This window comes from Streptomyces sp. G5(2025) (assembly GCF_049542075.1).
GTDB lineage: Bacteria > Actinomycetota > Actinomycetes > Streptomycetales > Streptomycetaceae > Streptomyces.
Genome location: NZ_JBMUZT010000006.1, coordinates 121,939 through 139,706, shown reverse-complemented (window position 1 = coordinate 139,706; position 17,768 = coordinate 121,939). Strand labels below are relative to the sequence as shown.

At 72.0% G+C, this 17,768-nt stretch carries 15 protein-coding genes and 1 pseudogene; 13 read left to right on the top strand and 3 right to left on the bottom strand.

The genetic code is table 11. From position 1 onward, the window contains the following. Positions 1–173: 173 nt before the first annotated feature. The 10 genes and pseudogenes from ACOBQB_RS11280 to ACOBQB_RS11235 form a co-directional block, all read left to right on the top strand. A pseudogene (locus ACOBQB_RS11280) lies at positions 174–446 on the top strand (hypothetical protein); the annotation flags it as partial. Between the two features lie 312 nt (positions 447–758). Then, positions 759–2,039, top strand: coding sequence for a wax ester/triacylglycerol synthase domain-containing protein (locus tag ACOBQB_RS11275; RefSeq protein ID WP_423591078.1), 1,281 nt, complete (start codon positions 759–761; stop codon positions 2,037–2,039). A 38-nt stretch (positions 2,040–2,077) separates the two neighbouring features. Next, positions 2,078–2,353, top strand: coding sequence for a phosphopantetheine-binding protein (locus ACOBQB_RS11270; protein ID WP_423591076.1), 276 nt, complete (start codon positions 2,078–2,080; stop codon positions 2,351–2,353). Further along, positions 2,350–3,561, top strand: coding sequence for a beta-ketoacyl-[acyl-carrier-protein] synthase family protein (locus tag ACOBQB_RS11265; RefSeq protein WP_423591075.1), 1,212 nt, complete (start codon positions 2,350–2,352; stop codon positions 3,559–3,561). The genes ACOBQB_RS11270 and ACOBQB_RS11265 overlap by 4 nt, the downstream gene beginning before the upstream one ends. Before the next feature lie 89 nt (positions 3,562–3,650). Continuing rightward, entirely contained in the window at positions 3,651–4,901 is a 1,251-nt protein-coding gene (locus tag ACOBQB_RS11260) for a hypothetical protein (protein ID WP_423591073.1), read from the top strand. Positions 4,902–4,967: 66 nt separating this feature from the next. Further along, positions 4,968–5,801 (top strand): hypothetical protein, encoded by an 834-nt coding sequence (locus ACOBQB_RS11255; RefSeq protein WP_423598420.1) that lies wholly within the window; start codon positions 4,968–4,970, stop codon positions 5,799–5,801. A gap of 73 nt (positions 5,802–5,874) precedes the next feature. Continuing rightward, the gene (locus ACOBQB_RS11250) at positions 5,875–6,942 is read left to right on the top strand and encodes an ABC transporter substrate-binding protein (RefSeq protein ID WP_423591072.1); all 1,068 of its coding nucleotides are present in this window, start codon (positions 5,875–5,877) and stop codon (positions 6,940–6,942) included. A 145-nt stretch (positions 6,943–7,087) separates the two neighbouring features. Next, entirely contained in the window at positions 7,088–7,837 is a 750-nt protein-coding gene (locus tag ACOBQB_RS11245; protein ID WP_423591070.1) for an alpha/beta fold hydrolase, read from the top strand. Beyond that, positions 7,834–8,334, top strand: coding sequence for a hypothetical protein (locus ACOBQB_RS11240; RefSeq protein WP_423591068.1), 501 nt, complete (start codon positions 7,834–7,836; stop codon positions 8,332–8,334). The genes ACOBQB_RS11245 and ACOBQB_RS11240 overlap by 4 nt, the downstream gene beginning before the upstream one ends. A 55-nt stretch (positions 8,335–8,389) precedes the next feature. Beyond that, complete coding sequence (locus ACOBQB_RS11235; protein ID WP_423591066.1) at positions 8,390–8,914, top strand: S1 RNA-binding domain-containing protein; 525 nt, start codon at positions 8,390–8,392, stop codon at positions 8,912–8,914. 30 nt (positions 8,915–8,944) lie between these two features. Here ACOBQB_RS11235 and ACOBQB_RS11230 read toward each other — a convergent pair whose 3' ends face one another. After that, a complete protein-coding gene (locus ACOBQB_RS11230) occupies positions 8,945–9,580 on the bottom strand; it encodes a TetR/AcrR family transcriptional regulator (RefSeq protein ID WP_423591064.1) in 636 nt (211 codons plus the stop codon). 100 nt (positions 9,581–9,680) lie between these two features. Here ACOBQB_RS11230 and ACOBQB_RS11225 point away from each other — a divergent pair, with 100 nt between their 5' ends. Continuing rightward, the gene (locus ACOBQB_RS11225; protein ID WP_423591062.1) at positions 9,681–11,144 is read left to right on the top strand and encodes an amidase; all 1,464 of its coding nucleotides are present in this window, start codon (positions 9,681–9,683) and stop codon (positions 11,142–11,144) included. 4 nt (positions 11,145–11,148) lie between these two features. Here ACOBQB_RS11225 and ACOBQB_RS11220 read toward each other — a convergent pair whose 3' ends face one another. Further along, positions 11,149–12,831: a carboxylesterase/lipase family protein gene (locus ACOBQB_RS11220; protein WP_423591060.1), complete on the bottom strand. Its 1,683-nt coding sequence runs from the start codon at positions 12,829–12,831 to the stop codon at positions 11,149–11,151. Positions 12,832–13,033: 202 nt separating this feature from the next. Here ACOBQB_RS11220 and ACOBQB_RS11215 point away from each other — a divergent pair, with 202 nt between their 5' ends. Then, entirely contained in the window at positions 13,034–13,252 is a 219-nt protein-coding gene (locus tag ACOBQB_RS11215; RefSeq protein ID WP_423591058.1) for a hypothetical protein, read from the top strand. Continuing rightward, the gene (locus ACOBQB_RS11210; RefSeq protein ID WP_423591056.1) at positions 13,249–14,469 is read left to right on the top strand and encodes a hypothetical protein; all 1,221 of its coding nucleotides are present in this window, start codon (positions 13,249–13,251) and stop codon (positions 14,467–14,469) included. The genes ACOBQB_RS11215 and ACOBQB_RS11210 overlap by 4 nt, the downstream gene beginning before the upstream one ends. Positions 14,470–14,538: 69 nt before the next feature. Here the strand turns inward: ACOBQB_RS11210 and ACOBQB_RS11205 are convergent, their stop codons facing one another. Next, positions 14,539–17,727, bottom strand: coding sequence for an ATP-binding protein (locus tag ACOBQB_RS11205; RefSeq protein WP_423591055.1), 3,189 nt, complete (start codon positions 17,725–17,727; stop codon positions 14,539–14,541). Between the last annotated feature and the right edge of the window lie 41 nt (positions 17,728–17,768).

Here is a 17,768-nt window from a genome sequence, read left to right as displayed (position 1 = left end):
AGGAGAAGCATGGGTACGAGAATCAGCGCGGGCGAACGCGGTACACCCTGACCGAGACGGAGCACGGGCACGCCTGGGGTGTCAGAGCCTCGGTCGGCTCCCTGGGACGGACAGTCTCGTGCTCACCGGCTCGGACGACTACGAAGGCCCGCCCGAGGGGCCCGTTCCCGTGTTCCCGGCCCCTCTGGGAGCGGTGGGTCCACGGGCCGCCGGACGCCCAGGGCGCCTGGGCCCCGCTCGCCCCACGCCGCGGGGCCTGGCTCGACCTCGTCCGGGAGCGGGCCTGCCGGCGCACGCACCCCGACCGGCCGGCCGGTCACGCGTACGCACTCGACGGCCGACACGTCACTGACGAGCCAGGCCTCTACCTGGCACTCGGCGAGGCGGTGAACGGTCCGGGCGGCTACTTCGGCGGCTGCCTGCCCGCCCTCGACGACTGCCTGCGCCCTGGTCGAGGGCGGGATGCGGGTCACCCTGACGTGAACTGCGGCGCCCTTGGCGGACCTTCGGCAACCCGCGGCAGCCGTACGGCTCGGACGATAGTGCTGATTCGACGCGCCCATCGGACAGACCACCCCTGGTAGGGCGGGCTTTGGGCAAGGGGCTGTGCCGCCGGAGCTCTCATCGCGGGGGCCGGAAACCGCAGTTGAGCCAGCTCTGATCAACCGCGGTTCCGCCCATGCAGTCACTCCACGGATAGGTGCGGTCACCGTACGTGTAGGGTTCTCTTGTCACCAGGAAGGAGGGCGACCTCTCGTATGAGACTGTCCTGTGCCGACGAGATGCTGTTGTTCAACGGATGCCCAGGCGTCATCGGGCTGGCGGTGGTCTTCTCCGGAGAGCAGCCCGACGTGGACCAGGTGCGGGCGCGCGTCGCCGAGAGATGGACCGGCCTGGAGCGGATGAACTGCGTGCTCGACCGTGCGCCGGGCGGCGCCGGGACGCGGCGCAGAAGACTGTTCGGGCGGCGCGGACGCGTGCGATGGGCCGTGCCCGGGCCATTCGATCCGGCCCTGCATGTCACCGTGGCCGAGAGCGAGTTGGACGACCTGTGGGCGCAGAGCGTGGACCGGCCGCTCGACGGAGAGGCCCCGCCCTGGCGGCTCTTCGTGGTTCCGGACGCGGCGCACGGCGACGGTTTCGCCCTGGCGCTCGTGGCCCAGCACGAGCTGCTCGACGGACGTTCCCTGGCGACGTTGATGCGCGCGCTGATGGACAGTCCCCCCACGGCCAAGGGGCCGGCGCGATCGGCGCCGCTCACGCGCACGACTCTGCGCGCGGCGGGCCGGGAGCTCAGGGCGATGGCAGCCGCCGGGCAGGCCCTCCCGGTGAAGTCGCCCCGGGAGACGTATTCCTCGGTCGCGGTGTGTGAACTGCCCGTGCAGACCGTCCGGTCCGCCCGGCAACAGCCGCCCGACGGCCGCGGCGCCACGCTGAACGAACTGCTGGTGGGCGCGGTCGCCGGGGCCCTGCGAGCCGAGTACGGTCCGGTACCTGGATGGCGGCAGCGGGACCAACGCGTCTACACCGCCGTACCGTGCGACCTGCGCACCCGAACCAATGCGAGGGAACTCGGCAACACGCTCACGGCGATCCGGGTTCCGTTGCCCATCGAGGTGGGCGGCCCCCTCGCACGGCTGAGGGCGGGCCAGGCGGCGTTGGCCACCGTCCCCGAGCGGGCCGCTGTCCACGCCGGTGTGCTGTTCCCCGCCGCGGAAGCGGTTCGGCGGACAGGGCCATGGGTGAGCAGGCTCCTGTCCGGGCGAGGGCGCCGGACGTGCTTCGCGGCGACCACGACCACAGCCATGAAGTGGCCCGGCGGGGCGAGCACCTTCGAGGGCCGCAGGCTCGTGCGCACGGTGGGGCTGCCGCCTCTGCGGCACCCGGGCACCGCCAGCTTCGCCCTCGTACAGGCGGGGGACGCGATCACGCTCACCGCGGTGAGCAACGCTCGCCCGGATGACGCGAGACGGCTCGCCGACGCGGTCATCACCGAGTTCGAGACCTGGGCTCGGACGGCGGAGACACCGCCGGTCTGAGCCGGCTCTGCCAGCACCAGGAGAAGGAGGCAGTTTGCATGGATGTGGAACACGACGACGTATGGGAGGCGCTGCGCCCGCTCAGCGCGCGAGTGATGGCGGTGCCCCTGGAGGCGGTCGTGCCGCGGGCCCGGCTCGTCGCCGACCTGGGCGCCGACAGCCTCGACATCACCGAACTGGAAGCGGCGACCGAAGAGTTGTTCGGGGTCTCCCTCAAGGGTACCGACAAGTCAGGGGTGTCCACCGTGGGTGACGTCGCCGATCTCATCGTGCGGCTGCGCGCGCAGAGGTCCCCCAGCCCTCTCGCCCGATGAGCCGCCGACCGGCCGTCGCCGTCACAGGTCTGGGCGTCCGCTGCGCCGCCGGAGCGACTCCGGCGGCGCTGTGGGAGAGCCTGATCGCACGCCGTCCGGCGATCTCGCTGCACGCCTTCGACGACGAGGGCAGCGTCGTATATCCGGCGTCCGCCATGACCGGCTTCGACCCGACCGGCTATCTGTCGCCCAAGGAGGTGCGCCGAGCCGACCGGTCGGCGCAGCTGGCGGTGTGCGCGGCCGTGGACGCCGTGGAGGACGCCGGAGGGCTCCACGTCCCGTCCGGGCGGCGCGCGGTGGTCACCGGCACCGCCTACGGAGGGGTGGGCAGCCAGGAGGACGGCATCGGCCGACCTGACGTCCTCTACGTGCCCCGGCTGATGAACAACGCCGGGGCGTACTGGGTCGGCGTCCGGCTCGGCATCACCGGCCCCAGCCTGACGGTCACCACCGCCTGCGCCTCCGGCACGCACGCGGTGGGTGAGGCGATGCGGATGATCTGGTCCGGGTGCGCGGACGTCGTGCTCGCGGGAGGACACGACAGTACGCTGACCCCGACGACGGCCCTGGCCTTCGGGCGGGCCTGCGCGATGGTCACCGAATGCGAGGAACCCACTGCCGCGTCACGGCCGTTCGACGTCGGGCGGCGCGGATTCGTCCTCGCCGAAGGGGCCGCGTTCCTGGTCCTGGAGCGGCTGGACCTCGCCCGGGCGCGGGGCGCCCCCATCCACGCCACACTGACCGGATACGGGCGCAACTCCGACTCCCACCACCTCACGGCACCGCATCCCGACGGCGCGGGCGCCCGCGTGTGCATGGAGCAGGCGCTGGCGGACGCCGGTGCGACGGCACGCGCCGTCACCCACGTCAACGCGCACGGCACCGGCACCGAGTTGAACGACCTCGCGGAGGCACGGGCCATCGCCGCCCTCTTCGGCCCCGGCGCGGTGCCGGTCACCGCTCCGAAGTCGGTGACCGGTCACGCCCTGGGAGCGGCGGGGGCACTGGAAGCCGTGATCACGGCCATGTCCGTACGGGAAGGGATCGCGCCCCCGACCGCGTCGCTCACCCGGCCGGACCCCCGGTGCGACATCGACGTCGTCACCACTGAACCGCGCAAGATCTCGAACGGGCCGGTGCTCAGCAACAGCTTCGCCTTCGGCGGCCACAACGCCTGCGTCGTCTTCGATTCGCCCTACGACTACTGAGTACTGCCCACCGACTGAGCAGCTCACCGACTGAGACCGCCCACGACCGAGTACCGCCCACGACCGAGTACTGAAGGAGACTGCGGAGCATGAGGCTGACGGCCGTCGAAGAGGGGCACCTCCGCAACGGGCTGCCCGGGACGATCGGCATCGCCGCCGTGTTTCCCGGAGGACGGCTCGACCTGGCGCAGGTGCGCTCCCGAGTCCGGCAACGGTGGGGCGGACTGGACCGGATGGGCCTGGTCGCCGAGCCTCCCACCGGGCCATCGGCGCTGTTCGGCCACCGGTGGCTCGTGGGCCTGCCGTTCGACACCGCCGCGCACATCACCGCCACGGACCAGGAACTGGAATCCGCGCTCGCCGACGGCGTCGGTCGCTCCCTGCCGCCCGGCCGGCCACCCTGGCAGCTACTGGTCGCACCGGACGCCATCCTGCTGCTCGCCCATCACGCGCTGCTGGACGGCAGGTCCCTGGAGACCCTCTTCCGGATGCTGATGGACGACGCCGTACCGTCACACGCTCCCGGACAGGCCGCGGCACACCCGCCCGCCATCGCGCAGCAACGTCCACGCGTGCGTCCCGGCGGCATCGGCAGGGAATTGCGCCGCATCGGACTCCCCGGCCAGCGCCTCCCCGCTGTGCCGCACGGTCAAGCGCGGCCGTCGGTGGCCGTCGTCGAACTGGACCCGCAGACGATGCGCGCCGCTCGCCGCCAGCCGGCCGGCGGACGCGGCGCGACGCTCAACGAACTGCTGCTCAGCGCGTACGCCGGTGCTCTCCGCGCCTGCTATGGCCCTCTGCGCTCCTGGCCCGCAGGGCCGACCCCCTTCTACGCCACCGTGCCGGTCGACCTGCGTACCCGCGCCGAGGCCCAGCGGCTCGGCAACGGAGTGACCGCGCTGCGCATCCCGTTGCCCGTCGACACCGAGTCCCCGATCACCCGCCTGGAGATGTGCCAGGACCTGGTCGCGGCCTTCCACCACCGCGGCGACGCCCACCGCACGATCCTTCCCGCACTCCAGACCATCGCCCGCACCGTGCCGTGGCTGGCGGGGGTGATGGCCAGGAACCTGGCCCGTCCCGAGGCGACCACGAGTCTGTGCACCGCCTTCAAGTGGCGGGGCAGCCCCAGCCACTTCCTCGGCCGTCCCCTGGCGCGCGTCGTCCCGATGCCACAACTCGCCCCGCCGGGCACCGCGAACCTCTGCCTCGTCCACACCGCCGACGCCTACACGCTCACCGTCGTCAGCCACCTGGGCCCGGGGGACGCCCGGATGCTCGGCGAGGCCGTGGCCCAGGACCTCAAGGCGGTCGCGGCTGCGGAGGTGCCCGCCGGCTGACCGGTGGCGACGGCCCGCGGCGTCCCGTACGGTCAGCCCGTGGTGATCGAATCCGGCCGGCCCGTGATGACCGACTTCGGCGAGCCGCGCACGCTCGGGGTCCCGGCCTCCACGGCGCGACTGCGCTTCGAGGCGGAGAAGCGGGAGAGCGGAGGCGGCCCTGGCCGCCGGTTGCTCGTGGTCGACGGGGAACCCGCCTTCGAACTCAGCTTCTGGTGCGGATCGTGCCCGCTCCTGTTCCGCCGGTTGCAGAGCGCCCGGCAGACGCTCTCGCTGGAGAGTGTTCAGGAGGTGCTCACCGGTACGCTGTCCGATCCGGACGACGGGGGCGTGATCGATGCCTTCGGTGCGTTGCTTCCGGAGGGCGAGTACCTTCCGATGCTGCTGCGCGTGGAGCCCCGCCTCGTCATCCCCGGCAAGGAGGGCGACTACTTCAGCGGCGAGCAGGTGGCCAGCTGGGGGATCGACCAGTTCTGGGGCCTCCCTGAGTACCCGCACACGCCGTACTACCGGACCTTCGAGACCCGAGTCGACGCGTCCGCACACCTCTACGAGTTCGTCGTGCCCATGGTTCCACCGACGTGGAACACGAGGGAGCGCGTCGAGGAGTACGCCGAACTCATGGGCCGGGGAACGGTCCCGACGGCTGTGGCGATCTCCACCCTGGACGTGTGCGAGCCCTCCATGGGCATGCCGGACGACGACCAGTACCGGCACTGGGGCCTGACACACTTCCTCCTCGACGGTCACCACAAACTGGAGGCCGCGGCCACAACCGGTCGGCCCGTACAGCTCCTTTCACTCCTGACTCCGGGAGAGAGTCTGGCCGAATCCGCGGAAGGCGCCCGACTGCCTGCCCTGCGTACGCAACCCCCCTCGGCCCGAGTGAGCGGAACCTGAAACAGCGCGCGATCGGACCCGCCGACCGATAACCGGTTGACCGCCGGTGCGGGCGGTGGTTGCAATGTCCGCCATGATCACCCGCATCGGCGCTCTCGTTCCGCTGACCCGTCCCGGCTGGATCGAAGCCGGGCAGCACGTGCTCGCCGGACTCGAACTGGCCGTCCGCGAGGTCAATAACGCCGGCGGGATCGGCGGACACCCCCTCGAACTGGTCGTCCGGGACACCGCGGCCGACCCCGAGCGGGCCGCGGCGGCCGTGGACGAATTCGCACGCCTGGGCGTGGCCGCCGTGGCGGGGGAGTATCACAGCGTCGTCGCTCGGGCCGCTGCCGCCAGGGCCGACGCCCTCGGCCTGCCGTTCCTCTGCTCGTCAGCGGTCCTCGACGCGCTCACGGAGGAGTCGACGGAGTGGGTCGCGCGCCTCGCCCCGGCGCAGTCCCACGGCTGGCGGATCTACGCGGACTTCCTCCTCGGCGCGGGCCACCGCCGCATAGCCGTAGCGACCCAGCCGAGCGTCTACTGGGCATCCGGGGCCGGCATCCTGCGGGACCACGTCACTCCACGCGGCGGTACGGTCATCGAACTCGACGCGGGCGCGCTCACCCCCGCGGCCATGTGTGACGCACTCGTCGATCATCGCGCGACAGCCCTCCTCCTTCTGGTGGGCCATCCGGAACCGGCGGTGCCGATCGTCCGGTCCGTACGCGGCGACCAGCGCCTCGCCGACAGCATGATCGGTGCTCCGGCCGGACAACCGGAGTTCGCCGAATGGGCGGCGTCGCTGGGCCGCGACGGCGCCGGGATCCCGTTCCTGCGCTACCTGCCCGAGCGCCTCACCCCTCTCGGCGCCCGAGTCGAGACGGCCCTGCGCGAGCGGCTGGGGCAAGCGCCCTCCTTCGTCGCCTTCGAGGGCTACGACGCGGTCACCGTCCTCGCCGATGTGCTGCGCTCTCACGGAGCGGACCGGGCGCGCATCGCCGCCTCCTGGCCGACCGTCACCGTCGAAGGCACCCGCGGGACGATCCGGTTCTCCCGTACGCCGGGCATCAGCGTGTGGCAATGGGCCTGGACGCCGGTCCAAGTCGTCGACCGGGACCCGGCGGATCCGGATCGCTTCCGGGTCCTTCACACGGGCTGAGGACCTCGCGCCTGCCCTGCGCCGCGATGAGCCGCGCGGCGCGGCGCGCGGCTTTCTGGACGTGGTACGCGCCGGCAATCGCCGGCCACGCCGACTCGTTCCGTGGTGCGTGCGGTCCGGGCGGTCCGGGTGTGATGGTGGGGGAGTGGATCACAGGACAGACGCCGGGATGTTCAGCCGTGGGTTCGGGCCGCCACCGCGCGGCGGCCCGAACGCGGTGCTCGTCCATGGACTCGGACTCTCGGGCCGCTACTTCGTACCCCTGGCTCGGCGGCTGGCCGCGAGCGGTGCGGCCGTCCTGGTGCCCGACCTGCCGGGCAACGCGCGATCCAGGGCCGCCGCGCGTCGCCCACTCGACGTGGAGCGGCTCGCCGACGCCTTGGCGCACTGGCACCGGCAGCTGTCCCTGGGACCGAGCTGTCTGGTGGCCAACTCGGTCGGATGCCAGGTGACCGCGGCCTTCGCCGCCCGCCACCCGCATCTGGTGAGCCGAATGGTCCTGGTCGGCCCGGCGCTCGAACCGAGGACCCCCGGCCTGCGCCAGTTCGGTCGGCTCCTCGCGGACGTGCCCCGCGAGCCCTTGTCCCTGCTCCCGTTGGCCGCGACGGACTATCTGCGGACCGGGCTCCTGCGCTGTGCCGCGTCGTTCCGCGCCGCCCTGCGCGATGCGGCCGAGTCATTCGAGGCGAACCTGACCCACGTCCACGCGCCGACGCTCGTCATACGCGGAGCGGGTGACACGATCGCCCCCGCCGCCTGGATCCGCCACGTGGCGCGGACGGTCGGCGACGGACGAACGGCTGAGATTCCGGGCGCGGCCCACGCCGCCCACTACAGCGCGCCGGACGCCACGGCAGCGCTCATCGAAGAGTTCACGGTGGGAGACCCCGCATGAAGCCGCTACGAACATCCGATTCCACCCGGCCCCGGCGCACGGGAGGCCCCTCGCCCTGGCTGCGCCTGCTGCCCGGCATCTCCCCGAAGCGCCGCGGCTTCGTACTGGCCTGGTGGGGATTCGCGCTCACCTTCGGCGGGATGCGCCTGCTCACCTGGCTCATCCACATCGACGTGGCCGGAGTGGGCGACGTGCAGGCCGGAGGGCTGCACATCCACCACTACGTGTGGGGAATCGTGCTGCTCGCGGCGGTGGGCGCGGCGGGCCTCGCGGAACGCTCGGCGCGGGCACGCGCCTGGATGGGGCTCGCCTACGGGGTGGGCCTCGCCCTCATCGTCGACGAGGCCGCGCTGCTGATCAGTCTGGAAGACGTGTACTGGGACACCGAGGGCGGCGTCAGTATCGCCCTGGCCATCGCCGTGATCGCCGTCGCGGGCAGCGTCCTGGCGATGACGCGGGGGCGACGCGCCTCCAGGGCGGACCGGCACGAGAGTTGAGAGCCTCCCGTAAACCTGCCGTGAGATTCTTGGCCGCAGGAGAAGGGGTGGGGGCATGGCGCAAGTGTGGGACCGAGACGGCCGGAAGGTCTTGGAGACACTGGAGCGGGGCCAGGTCTGCAAGGGGGTGGTGTCGTCCATCGAACGGTTCGGCGCGTTCGTCGACGTCGGGGGCTTCCACGGGCTGGTGAACACGGCCGAGTTGACCTGGGCGCACCACTACGACGCGGTGTCGGACATCGTGGAGGTCGGACAGGAGGTCACCATCGTGGTCCTCGACGTCGACATCGAGCGGGAACGGGCCTCCTTCTCGCTGAAGGCGCTCCACCCCGACCCGCTTGAGGAGTTCGCTCGCGTTCAGTTCGGTCGAGTGATCGCGGGCCGGGTGGAGGAAGTCGTGAGGTTCGGGGCGTTCGTCCGAGTGCACGAGCACTTCGCGGGACTGGTGCCGATCCATGAACTCGCGGAACTGGACGCGGAGACGCCCGAGAACGCTCTGCGCAGCGGCGACGAGGTCCTGGTCGAAGTCGTCGACATCAACCTGTTCCGGCGCCGGATCCTGCTGTCCCTCCGCTCGTGAAGGCCCTCACGTTCGGGAGGAGCCGGCTGGTCAGCGTCCGGCGGGCGACGCGGGTCCGCCGGAGGCGGAGCGGTGGCGGTGCTGATCCACGATCGCCTCGACGATCCTCATCAGCCGGTCCGGCACCCGATCGATGCTTCCGTTCTGCGTGCTGACCTGCGCGCCTTCGAGTACGAAGGTGATCTCGGCCGTGACCTGTTCGGGATCGGGCAGCCCGGCTTCGGCGCACATGCCCAGCAGCCTGCGGGTCTGGAGCGCCTTGTGCTCCTCGATCACTTGCCGGGCGGGATGGGCGCGGTCGGGCAGTTCGGCGAGGGAGTTGATGAACGGGCAGCCCCGGTGTGAGAGCGCCGGCAGCCCCTCGGCGATGAAGCGGGCCAGGCCGAGGATCTGCTCCCTGGGCCGACCGGGATGCTCGGCCTCGACCCGGTCGAAGGCCGCCTGATAATCGGCGGCGACGATCCGCAACCACTCCGCGACCAGCGCGTCCTTGGTCTCGAAGTGCCGGTAGATCGCCATTTTGGTGGTCTCGGCCCTCTCGGCGATCGCCTGGACGCCCACGCGCCGGATCCCCTCGCTCTGGAAGAGCTCTTCCGCCGCGTCGAGGATGCGCTCACGAGGCGGCAGTTTCGCCACTCTGCTCGGCCTGCTGACGGTCGATGCCATGGTGCTACGGTACCAGCTCGCACCATGCGATACCGCGCGGTATCGTCAGGTACTCAACGGTATCGATCGCGGTACCCCAAGTTTCCCGCTGGGAGTGACGATGAGAAGTGACGAGTACGTGAGCTTCGACGCGGTCGGACTCGCCGAGCTGGTGGCCCACGGCGAAGTGACCCCCGCCGAACTGGAAGCCGCCGCACGCGAGGCCGCGCAGGCGGTCGACCCGCAGATCAACGCCATCGTGGAGACATGGCCGACCGACGACGAACCCACACCCGGCAGCACGCCACTGGCCGGAGTCCCTTTCCTGATCAAGGACATCGGAGTCGCCATGGCCGGGCGGCGCATGGAGCTGGGCAGCCGTCTCGCGGTCGGCCATGTCGCCGGTGCGGACTCCTCCCTGATGCTGCGCTTCCGCCGCGCCGGTCTGGTGACGTTCGGGCGCACCACGACCCCGGAGATGGGCTACAGCAACACCACGGAACCGGTGTTGTACGGCGCGACCCGCAACCCCTGGGACCTGGAGCGGAGCGCGGGCGGGTCGAGCGGGGGCGCGGGCGCGGCCGTCGCCGCCGGGGTGGTCCCGATCGCGCACGCCACCGACGCCGCGGGCTCGATCCGCATCCCCGCGGCCTGCAACGGCCTCTTCGGGTTGAAACCGACCCGTGGCCGGGTCTCCGTAGGCCCGTACGTCGACGAGGTCTTCAACGGCCTGGCCGTGCAGGGCAGCGTCAGCCGCACGGTACGCGACAGCGCGGCACTGCTCGACCAGATCCGCGGTCCCGAACCGGGCGACCCCTACTTCGCCCAGGAGCCCTCCCGGCCGTACGCGGAGGAAGTCACCCGCCACCCGGGCTCACTGCGGATCGGCGTCCTCACTCAGGCATGGGGCGGGCACCGCACCACCGCACCCGTGGCCGACGCGCTCTCCCGCGCCGTGCGCCTGCTCGAATCCCTCGGCCATGAGGTGGAGGAGGCCAAGGTCGACCTGGGGGTCGACTGGGAAGAGTTCGTGCTGGCCGGCGCCCATCAGTGGACGGCGAACCTCACGGCCTCGGTGGACGAGTTGGCCGCCGCCTTCGGCCGGCCCATCGACAGCACGACCCTTGAGCCGCCCATCCTTGCGAGCTACCACTACGGGCAGCGGGTCAGCGGTGCCCAGTTCGTCGCCGCTCTCGCCGTACGGAACCGGATATCCCGGAGCCTGGGCCGGTACTTCGCCGCGTACGACATGCTGCTCACCCCCACCTTGCCCGAACTCCCCGTGCCGCTTGGCACGCATGCGGAGGGCGCGGAGGCACTGGAGGGCCTCGGCTGGCTCCGCCGCCTCTTCGACTTCTCGCCGTTCACCGTGGCGTTCAATGTGGCGGGCACGCCCGCCATGTCCGTGCCGGTGGTGACCGATGCCGGGACGGGGCTCCCGGTCGGCATGCAGTTCGCCGCCGGCTACGGACTCGAAAGCAGCCTGTTCCGCCTCGCCGGACAACTCGAACAGGCAAGCCCATGGTCGGGCCGCACCCCTACGGTCTGGGCGGGGAACCACCCGGGCCGGTTCTCATGCGCTTGATCGGTCAGCGCTTGCGGTTCCAGAAGCCGAGGTTGTGTTCGCGGTAGTAGTCGACGGGGCCGATCCGCTGCGGTGCCAGGGACTGTGTGTACGGTCGGCCGACGTGGCCCGGCCGGTAGGGCGGCCAGGCCGGCAGGCCGGCGCCGCGCGGTGCGCCGGTGCGGGCGAAGGCGGCCCAGTATCCGCTCATCGTGGCCGACAGACGGCGCTGAGCAGGGGTGAACCGCGGCTCCGCCGCCTCGTCCTCGAACAGGTACGGGATGTCGCCCGCGTGGAAGGCGCCGAAGTCGAAGTCGCCGGGCAGCGGCAGGAACATCGGTGCGTCGCGGTCGGCGAACTCGTAGGCGTACACGGGGGCATGCCGTGCCAGCGCCTCATGCTGGTCGTAGGTGCCGCGTGCCCACATGCGGTCGGTGATGACGGTGGCCCACGCCAGCGCGGGAGACGGGAACGCCGCCGTCGGGTACTCGGCCCGCACCCGCTTCGCCGCCGGTTCGCCGAACGCGGTGCGCAGTGCCCGCTTGTAGTCGGCCTCGGTGAACTTCCTGCCCACCGCGTCGTACGTCATCCCGACGAACATGCGGTGCTCGTCGCGCGTCGCGCCCGACAGGACGGGCACGCGGTGGAAACGGCCGGCGCGCAGGGCCGTCGGCGGCAGCTCGGGCAAGGTGGCGTTGCCGTATCCGAACGCCTGGAACGCGTTCATGATGTGCGGCACCTTGAGGATCGTCTTCACGGGCAGGGCACGCAGGCAGGCGAGCGTGCGCTCGGGGCGGCGGTCCCGGCAGCCGAGGGACGAGGTCATCTCGGTGGTGATGTCCTCCATCTCCCGCCCCGTCCGCCAGACGTACCAGGGGTATCCCGGTACGCCCGGCCCCATCGCGCCGGCCGGCATGTCCATCACGGCCTCACCGCTCGCCATGACGGCACGGTGGAACAGGCCCTTGGAAGCGGGCGACGTCAGATGTCCGGCCACGGCGGACGCGCCGAACGACACCCCGGCCACGGTGACGTTGCCGGGGTCCCCGCCGAAGGCGCGCGCGTTGTTCCGTACCCAGGTGAGGGCGGCTCGCTGGTCCTGGAGGCCGAATGTGCCGGACCCGCGGAGGCCGGGCAGGGCGAGGCCGCCGAAGACGCCGAGACGGTAATTGACGGTGACGACCATCAGGCCCCGCTCGGCCAGGCGGCGTCCGTCGAAGAAGGAGCCCCCGCCCACGGAGCCGTCTCCGTGGATCCATACGAGCACGGGCGCGGCCTGTCGCCGGGGCGTGGCCGGTGGCGTCGTGACGTTCAGCGCCAGGCAGTCCTCCTCCGTGCTGGAGATCGGCGCGTACGCGGAGGGCACCTGCGGGCACAGCGGGCCGGGCTGCGTGGCGTCCCTGACGCCCTTCCACGGCTGAACCGGGCGGGGCGGCGCCCAACGGTGGCGTCCCTTGGGGGCGCCCGCGTAAGGGATGCCCTGGAAGATCCGGTGCGCGCCCGACCGGGCGCCGCGCACCAGGCCCGCGTCGGTGCGCACCGTCTCGCCGGTGGCGCCGGTGGCCGGAGCGCCGTGCCGGGCCCCGGCCACCGGCGCCGGACCGGGTTTCGCCGTGGAGGTGAGCGGGGCGGATGCCAGCACGATGAACGTCAGGGCGGTGGCCGTCGCCGCGACGGCCGCCCGATGGGGAGTTCTGGGATGGGTCACGACGGAAGCCTTCCTTGTGAGCGCCGGTCTCCGCGCGCGGACGCACCGGAGACGACCTGATCGAGGCACGAGCCCTGCCGTACGGGCTCTTGCCATGGGGCAGGCGCCTGATCGCGTCTGGCGGCCGCGCGTTCCGATCACGCGCCCCAGGGGTACGGCGACCCTCGCACCGGGCGAGGGGCCCAGACCCAAGGAGCCGGACATGGCACCCACCGCACCCGATTTCGGACGCGACATCGACCCGTACGCGCCCTACGAACCGCAGCGCGACTGCAACCCCGACGCGAAACCCGGTGTGATCGACTTCCGTGATCTGGTGCTCGCCGCCTATCCCGGTACGACCAACATGGGCATCAGCAGGGCCTGCGGCAGCGGAGGCCAGAGCGAGCACAAGGAGGGCCGGGCCTGGGACTGGGTGTGAACGTGCAGGGCCAGGGACAGCTGGCCGACGACCTGATCAACTGGCTGCACGCCACGGACCGGCACGGCAACCCGCACGCACTCGCCCGCCGCTTCGGCATCATGTACATGATCTGGAACCGGCGCATCTGGATGGCCAACCGCGCGGACGCCGGCTGGCAGCCGTACCGGGGCGCCAACCCGCACACCAACCACATCCACTTCAGCTTCTCGTGGGCCGGCGCCCGCAAGGAGACGAGCTGGTGGAAGGGCCCCGTCGTGCCGGATCGGCGGCAGCGGCTGGCGGTGGGGATGTCGGCGGACGGTCGTGCGGAGGTGTTCCACGCGGCGGTCGATCAGATCTACCACACGTATCAGCATCAGCCGGGTGGTGAGTGGTCGGGCTGGCGGGCCTTCGGCGGACCCGCGTCGGCGACGATCGCGTTGTCGGCCGCTCCGGACGGGCGGTTGGAGTTGTTCGCCATGAACGAGCAGACGTTCATGCATCGGTATCAGGCGAAGGTGTCGGGGGAGTGGGCGGACTGGTACGCGTTCGGGGGTGGTGGCGACCACGTGGCGGTGGGGCGCAACCATGACGGCCGGTTGGAGGTCTTCGCCTCCAACGCCGAGGGGGTGCACCACCGCTGGCATGAGACGCCGGGCGGGACGTGGCATGACTGGCGGCCGTTGGGCGGGCCCGCGAGCGCGCGTCTCGCGGTGGCTCCCGCGTCGGACGGGCGTATCGAGGTGTTCGCTCTGACCGACGACGTCTTCCGTCATACGTGTCAGACCGATCTGTCGGGGACCTGGCGGCAGTGGGTCGACTTCGGCCTCGGCGGTGAGCATCTGGCGGTGGGGAAGAATCGTGACGGGCGGTTGGAGGTGTTCGCCTCCAACTCCTCCGGCGTACACCACCGTTGGCAGAACCTGCCTGCTGGTGACTGGCACGAGTGGCGGCCGTTGGGCGGTCCCGCGGGTGCGCGTCTCGCGGTGGTGGAGTCACATGACGAGCGCATCGAGGTGTTCGCCATGAACGACGACATCCTCCAGCACAACTACCAGGTCGACGCCTCGGGCGCCTGGCGCACCTGGCAGGACTTCGGCGGCGGGGGCTACTTCATCCAGGCCCTGCGCAACCGCGACGGGCGGCTGGAGCTCTTCGCCAACAACCCCGGCGGCGTCCATCACCGCTGGCAGCACCAGCCGGGCAGCGCCTGGCACGACTGGCAGCCGATGTGACCCGGCCCCCTCCGCACACCTGGCCGTCGCGGACATCGCACACCGGTGTCCGCGACGGCCGGCCGGCCGTCACAGCTTCCACCGGAGATCCTGCTCGGGGGCGTACCGGCACATCGTCCCGGTGGCGACAGTGCGACGCAGATGGGCGGCCAGCTCAGGGTGGAGCTGGTCCAACTTCCGCAAGGTGTCACGGATACGGGCCGTGACATTCTTGCGGGCGCGCTCGCGCGAATCGCCCAGGCGGCGCGCACGGCCGCCGAGGCCCGCGTAGCGGCGCAGCTCCTCCACGAGGTCGGCGCGCTCCTGGTCATAAGCCGCCGCACGGCGGTCGTCCCCCTGCTCGACCGCCCGGTCGATCTCCGCGTCCAGCCGCTCCAGATGGCGTCGGTACCGGCTGCGGGCCTCGTCGTCCAGCACCTCGTCGGCCCCCATGCCGTGCATGGCGGCGACGGTGTCGTCGTCCGGATTCAGCAGCCGGAGGGCCGCGATGTCCTGGCCGGGAAGGCTCAGCAGGCAGTGCAGGTCGCGCAGCCCCTTCGCGTCGGGCATGTGCACGGTGCGGCCCTCGTACGTCAGCCGCCACACCTCGCCGTTGCGGCGGAACTCATACGCGGGGGACGCCCCGGCTCGGCCGGGCGGTGCGCCGAGGTGGTATGCGCCCACGTGCCCGACGCGGGCGAGCAGATGCGTCATGCCGAGCTCGCGCGCCTGCGCCGTCGCCTCGCCCAGGAGGGTGGCCACGTACCGTTCGTCGTGGGCGCCCTGCGCCGAGATCACGGCCGCCAGTTCGAGTCGGGCCCGCAGTGACCAGGGCAGCGCGTGCAACCGGTCGGCCGACCGGCGAGCCTCGGTGAGCTGACGCACCGCCGAGTCCCACCGCCCCTGCGCGGCGTCGAGGACGCCCATCCAGAGCGCCGCCGGGCCGCTGATGTCCCACCCGAAGAGGGAGACCAGCCACTGGCCGCTGTACGGGGCCAGGGCGGCGCGGGCGGCCTCGCACCAGGCGGGATCGCCCGACGCGGCGGCCGCCTGGGCCTGGTGACGCAGCCACAGCGGGGTGACGCTGCGGTGGAGCACCGTGTCACCACCGGCGCCCGCACCCGGCCGGGGGACGGGCACCCCCTGGCCTTCGCCGGCCTCCACGTCGGTCAGGGCCTCGACGAGGTCGACGTACGGGTGCTGTTGTGTCCGCAGCGTGTGCAGCAGCTGCCTCGCCTCGGCGAACCTGCCCCGCAGGACGAGCAGGCTCCAGCGGTGGTGGGAGGCGAAGTACCGGTAGTAGTTGGCACCGGGGGTGTTCATGGACTCCGACGTGTCGAGGAGTTGCTGCGCCTCCGCGAACCTCCCGGTCAGGGCGTGGACGATGCTGTGGTCGATCACGGAGTGCAGCCGCAGGCGGGCCGAGCCGTCGGCGGCGCCCAGGGCCACCATCGCGTGGAAGTCCTCCATGAACCGCGGGTCGTCCGATTCGAGTGCGGCGACCCAGCGCATGGACATCGCCACGTGCTCCGTCCACCGGTCGCCGCGGCGCCGGGACACCTCGACGAGCTCTGTCGCCAGAGCCCGCCGGTCGACCGCCGCACGAGGCCCCCACTCCGACTGGAGCCGCGCCCACAGCCCGATGTGCAACGTGTCGACATCGCCCGCCGTGCGGGCCCCGGCGACCACCGCGGCCGCCACGTGCCGGGCCAGGGAGGTCTGGGACAGGGGCAGTTCGGTGGCGTCTTCAGAAGCGGTGCGTCCTTGTTCGTACGCCCAGCGCAGCACACGCGGCTTCAGCAACGCCGTGTCGCCACGCCCGTCGGAGCCGTACAGCGTCAGCGCGGTCCGCCCCATCAGCAGCGGATCGCCCAGGGTCCTCGCCAGCGCCGCCGCGTCGGTGAACACACGCCAGGAACGCTCGTGTTCACCGATCATCTGGAGCGCGGTCCCGAAGTCGAGCCCGAGCAGAACCCGCCGCGCGGGGGTCTCCTCGCCGATGCGCTCCAAGGCACGCTCGTAGTGACCCGCCGCTTCCTCATGTGCCACCCGGCTCTCCGCGTGCCGCGCCGCGGACAGCAGCAGGTCCACGGCCTCGTCGCGGTCCAGCTCCTCGAAGGCCAAGTGGGCGTGGCGGGCCAGCTCCACCGGAAGCGTCGCGTCCTGCGCGACCGCCGTCCTCCGCAGCGCGTGTACGGCGGCCGCGTGCAGTCGGCGTACGCGCCGCGCGTCCAGGCCGCCGTACAGCGTCTCGCGTACGAGGTCATGCTCGAAGAGCACCTCCCCGGAGTGTCCGGGCGCCACCAGCTCGGCGTCCGCTGCCTGGGCCAGCCACCGGCGCACGTCCTCGGGCCGGGCGCCCATGACGCTCGCCAGCGTGTCGGTGCGAAACCGCCGCCCCAGCACGGACGCCGCACCCAGGCACTCCGCCACGGCGCCGTCCAGCAGGCGCAACCGCTGCTGGAGAGAGGCGTGCAGGCCCGGCGACATCCCGCTCACTTCGTGCCCGCCCGCCCACAGACGTGCCGTCTCCTGGACGAAGAAAGGGTTGCCGCCCGTCCGGCGCAGTACGTCGGCCACGAGTTCGCCGTCCGGTGCGCGCCCCGCGGTACGCTGCATCAGTTCGGCGACGTCGGCGGCCCCCAGCCCGGTCAGCGCGAGCGTCGTGGCGCGGGTCGCCAGCGAGCGGAGCCGGTCACGCAGCGCGTGGTCGGGCCGCTCGACCTCCACGAGCCGGCAGGTCGCCACGATCAGCACCCGCTCCAGCGACACGTGCTGGGCCGCGAACTCCAAGAGAGCGACCGACGCCGGGTCCGCCCAGTGCACGTCCTCCAGGACGACCAGCACCGGCTGGTGCTGCGCGGCGGTGACCAGCATGGTCGTGACCGCGTCGAACAGCTCGAACCGGCCCGCCTCCTCCGCCTTGCCCCCGCCGCCCAGCACCTGCCACACCACACCGGCCGCTTCCGACGCGGCCTCCCACGCCTTGGCCGGCAAGGACCTGCGCAGACCTCGTACGACCTGCGTCCAGGGCCAGTAGCCGGGGGTGCCGTCGGCGCCCCAGCACGACCCGCGCAGCACCACCATGCCCGCACCCACCGCCTCGTGGACCCCGCGACCGGTGAGGGTCGTCTTGCCGATGCCCGCCTCGCCGGTGATCAGCAGCAGACCGCCGTGGCCGCCGCGCGCCCGCTCCAACTGCGCGCGCACCGAGCGCAGGAAGTCCTCCCGCCCGAGCATCGCCTGCCCGGCGCCGTCCCCGGACGGCGGCAGGGTCATGGCCGCCCCCGGCCCCGGCAGGCGTCGTCCGTACAGGCCAT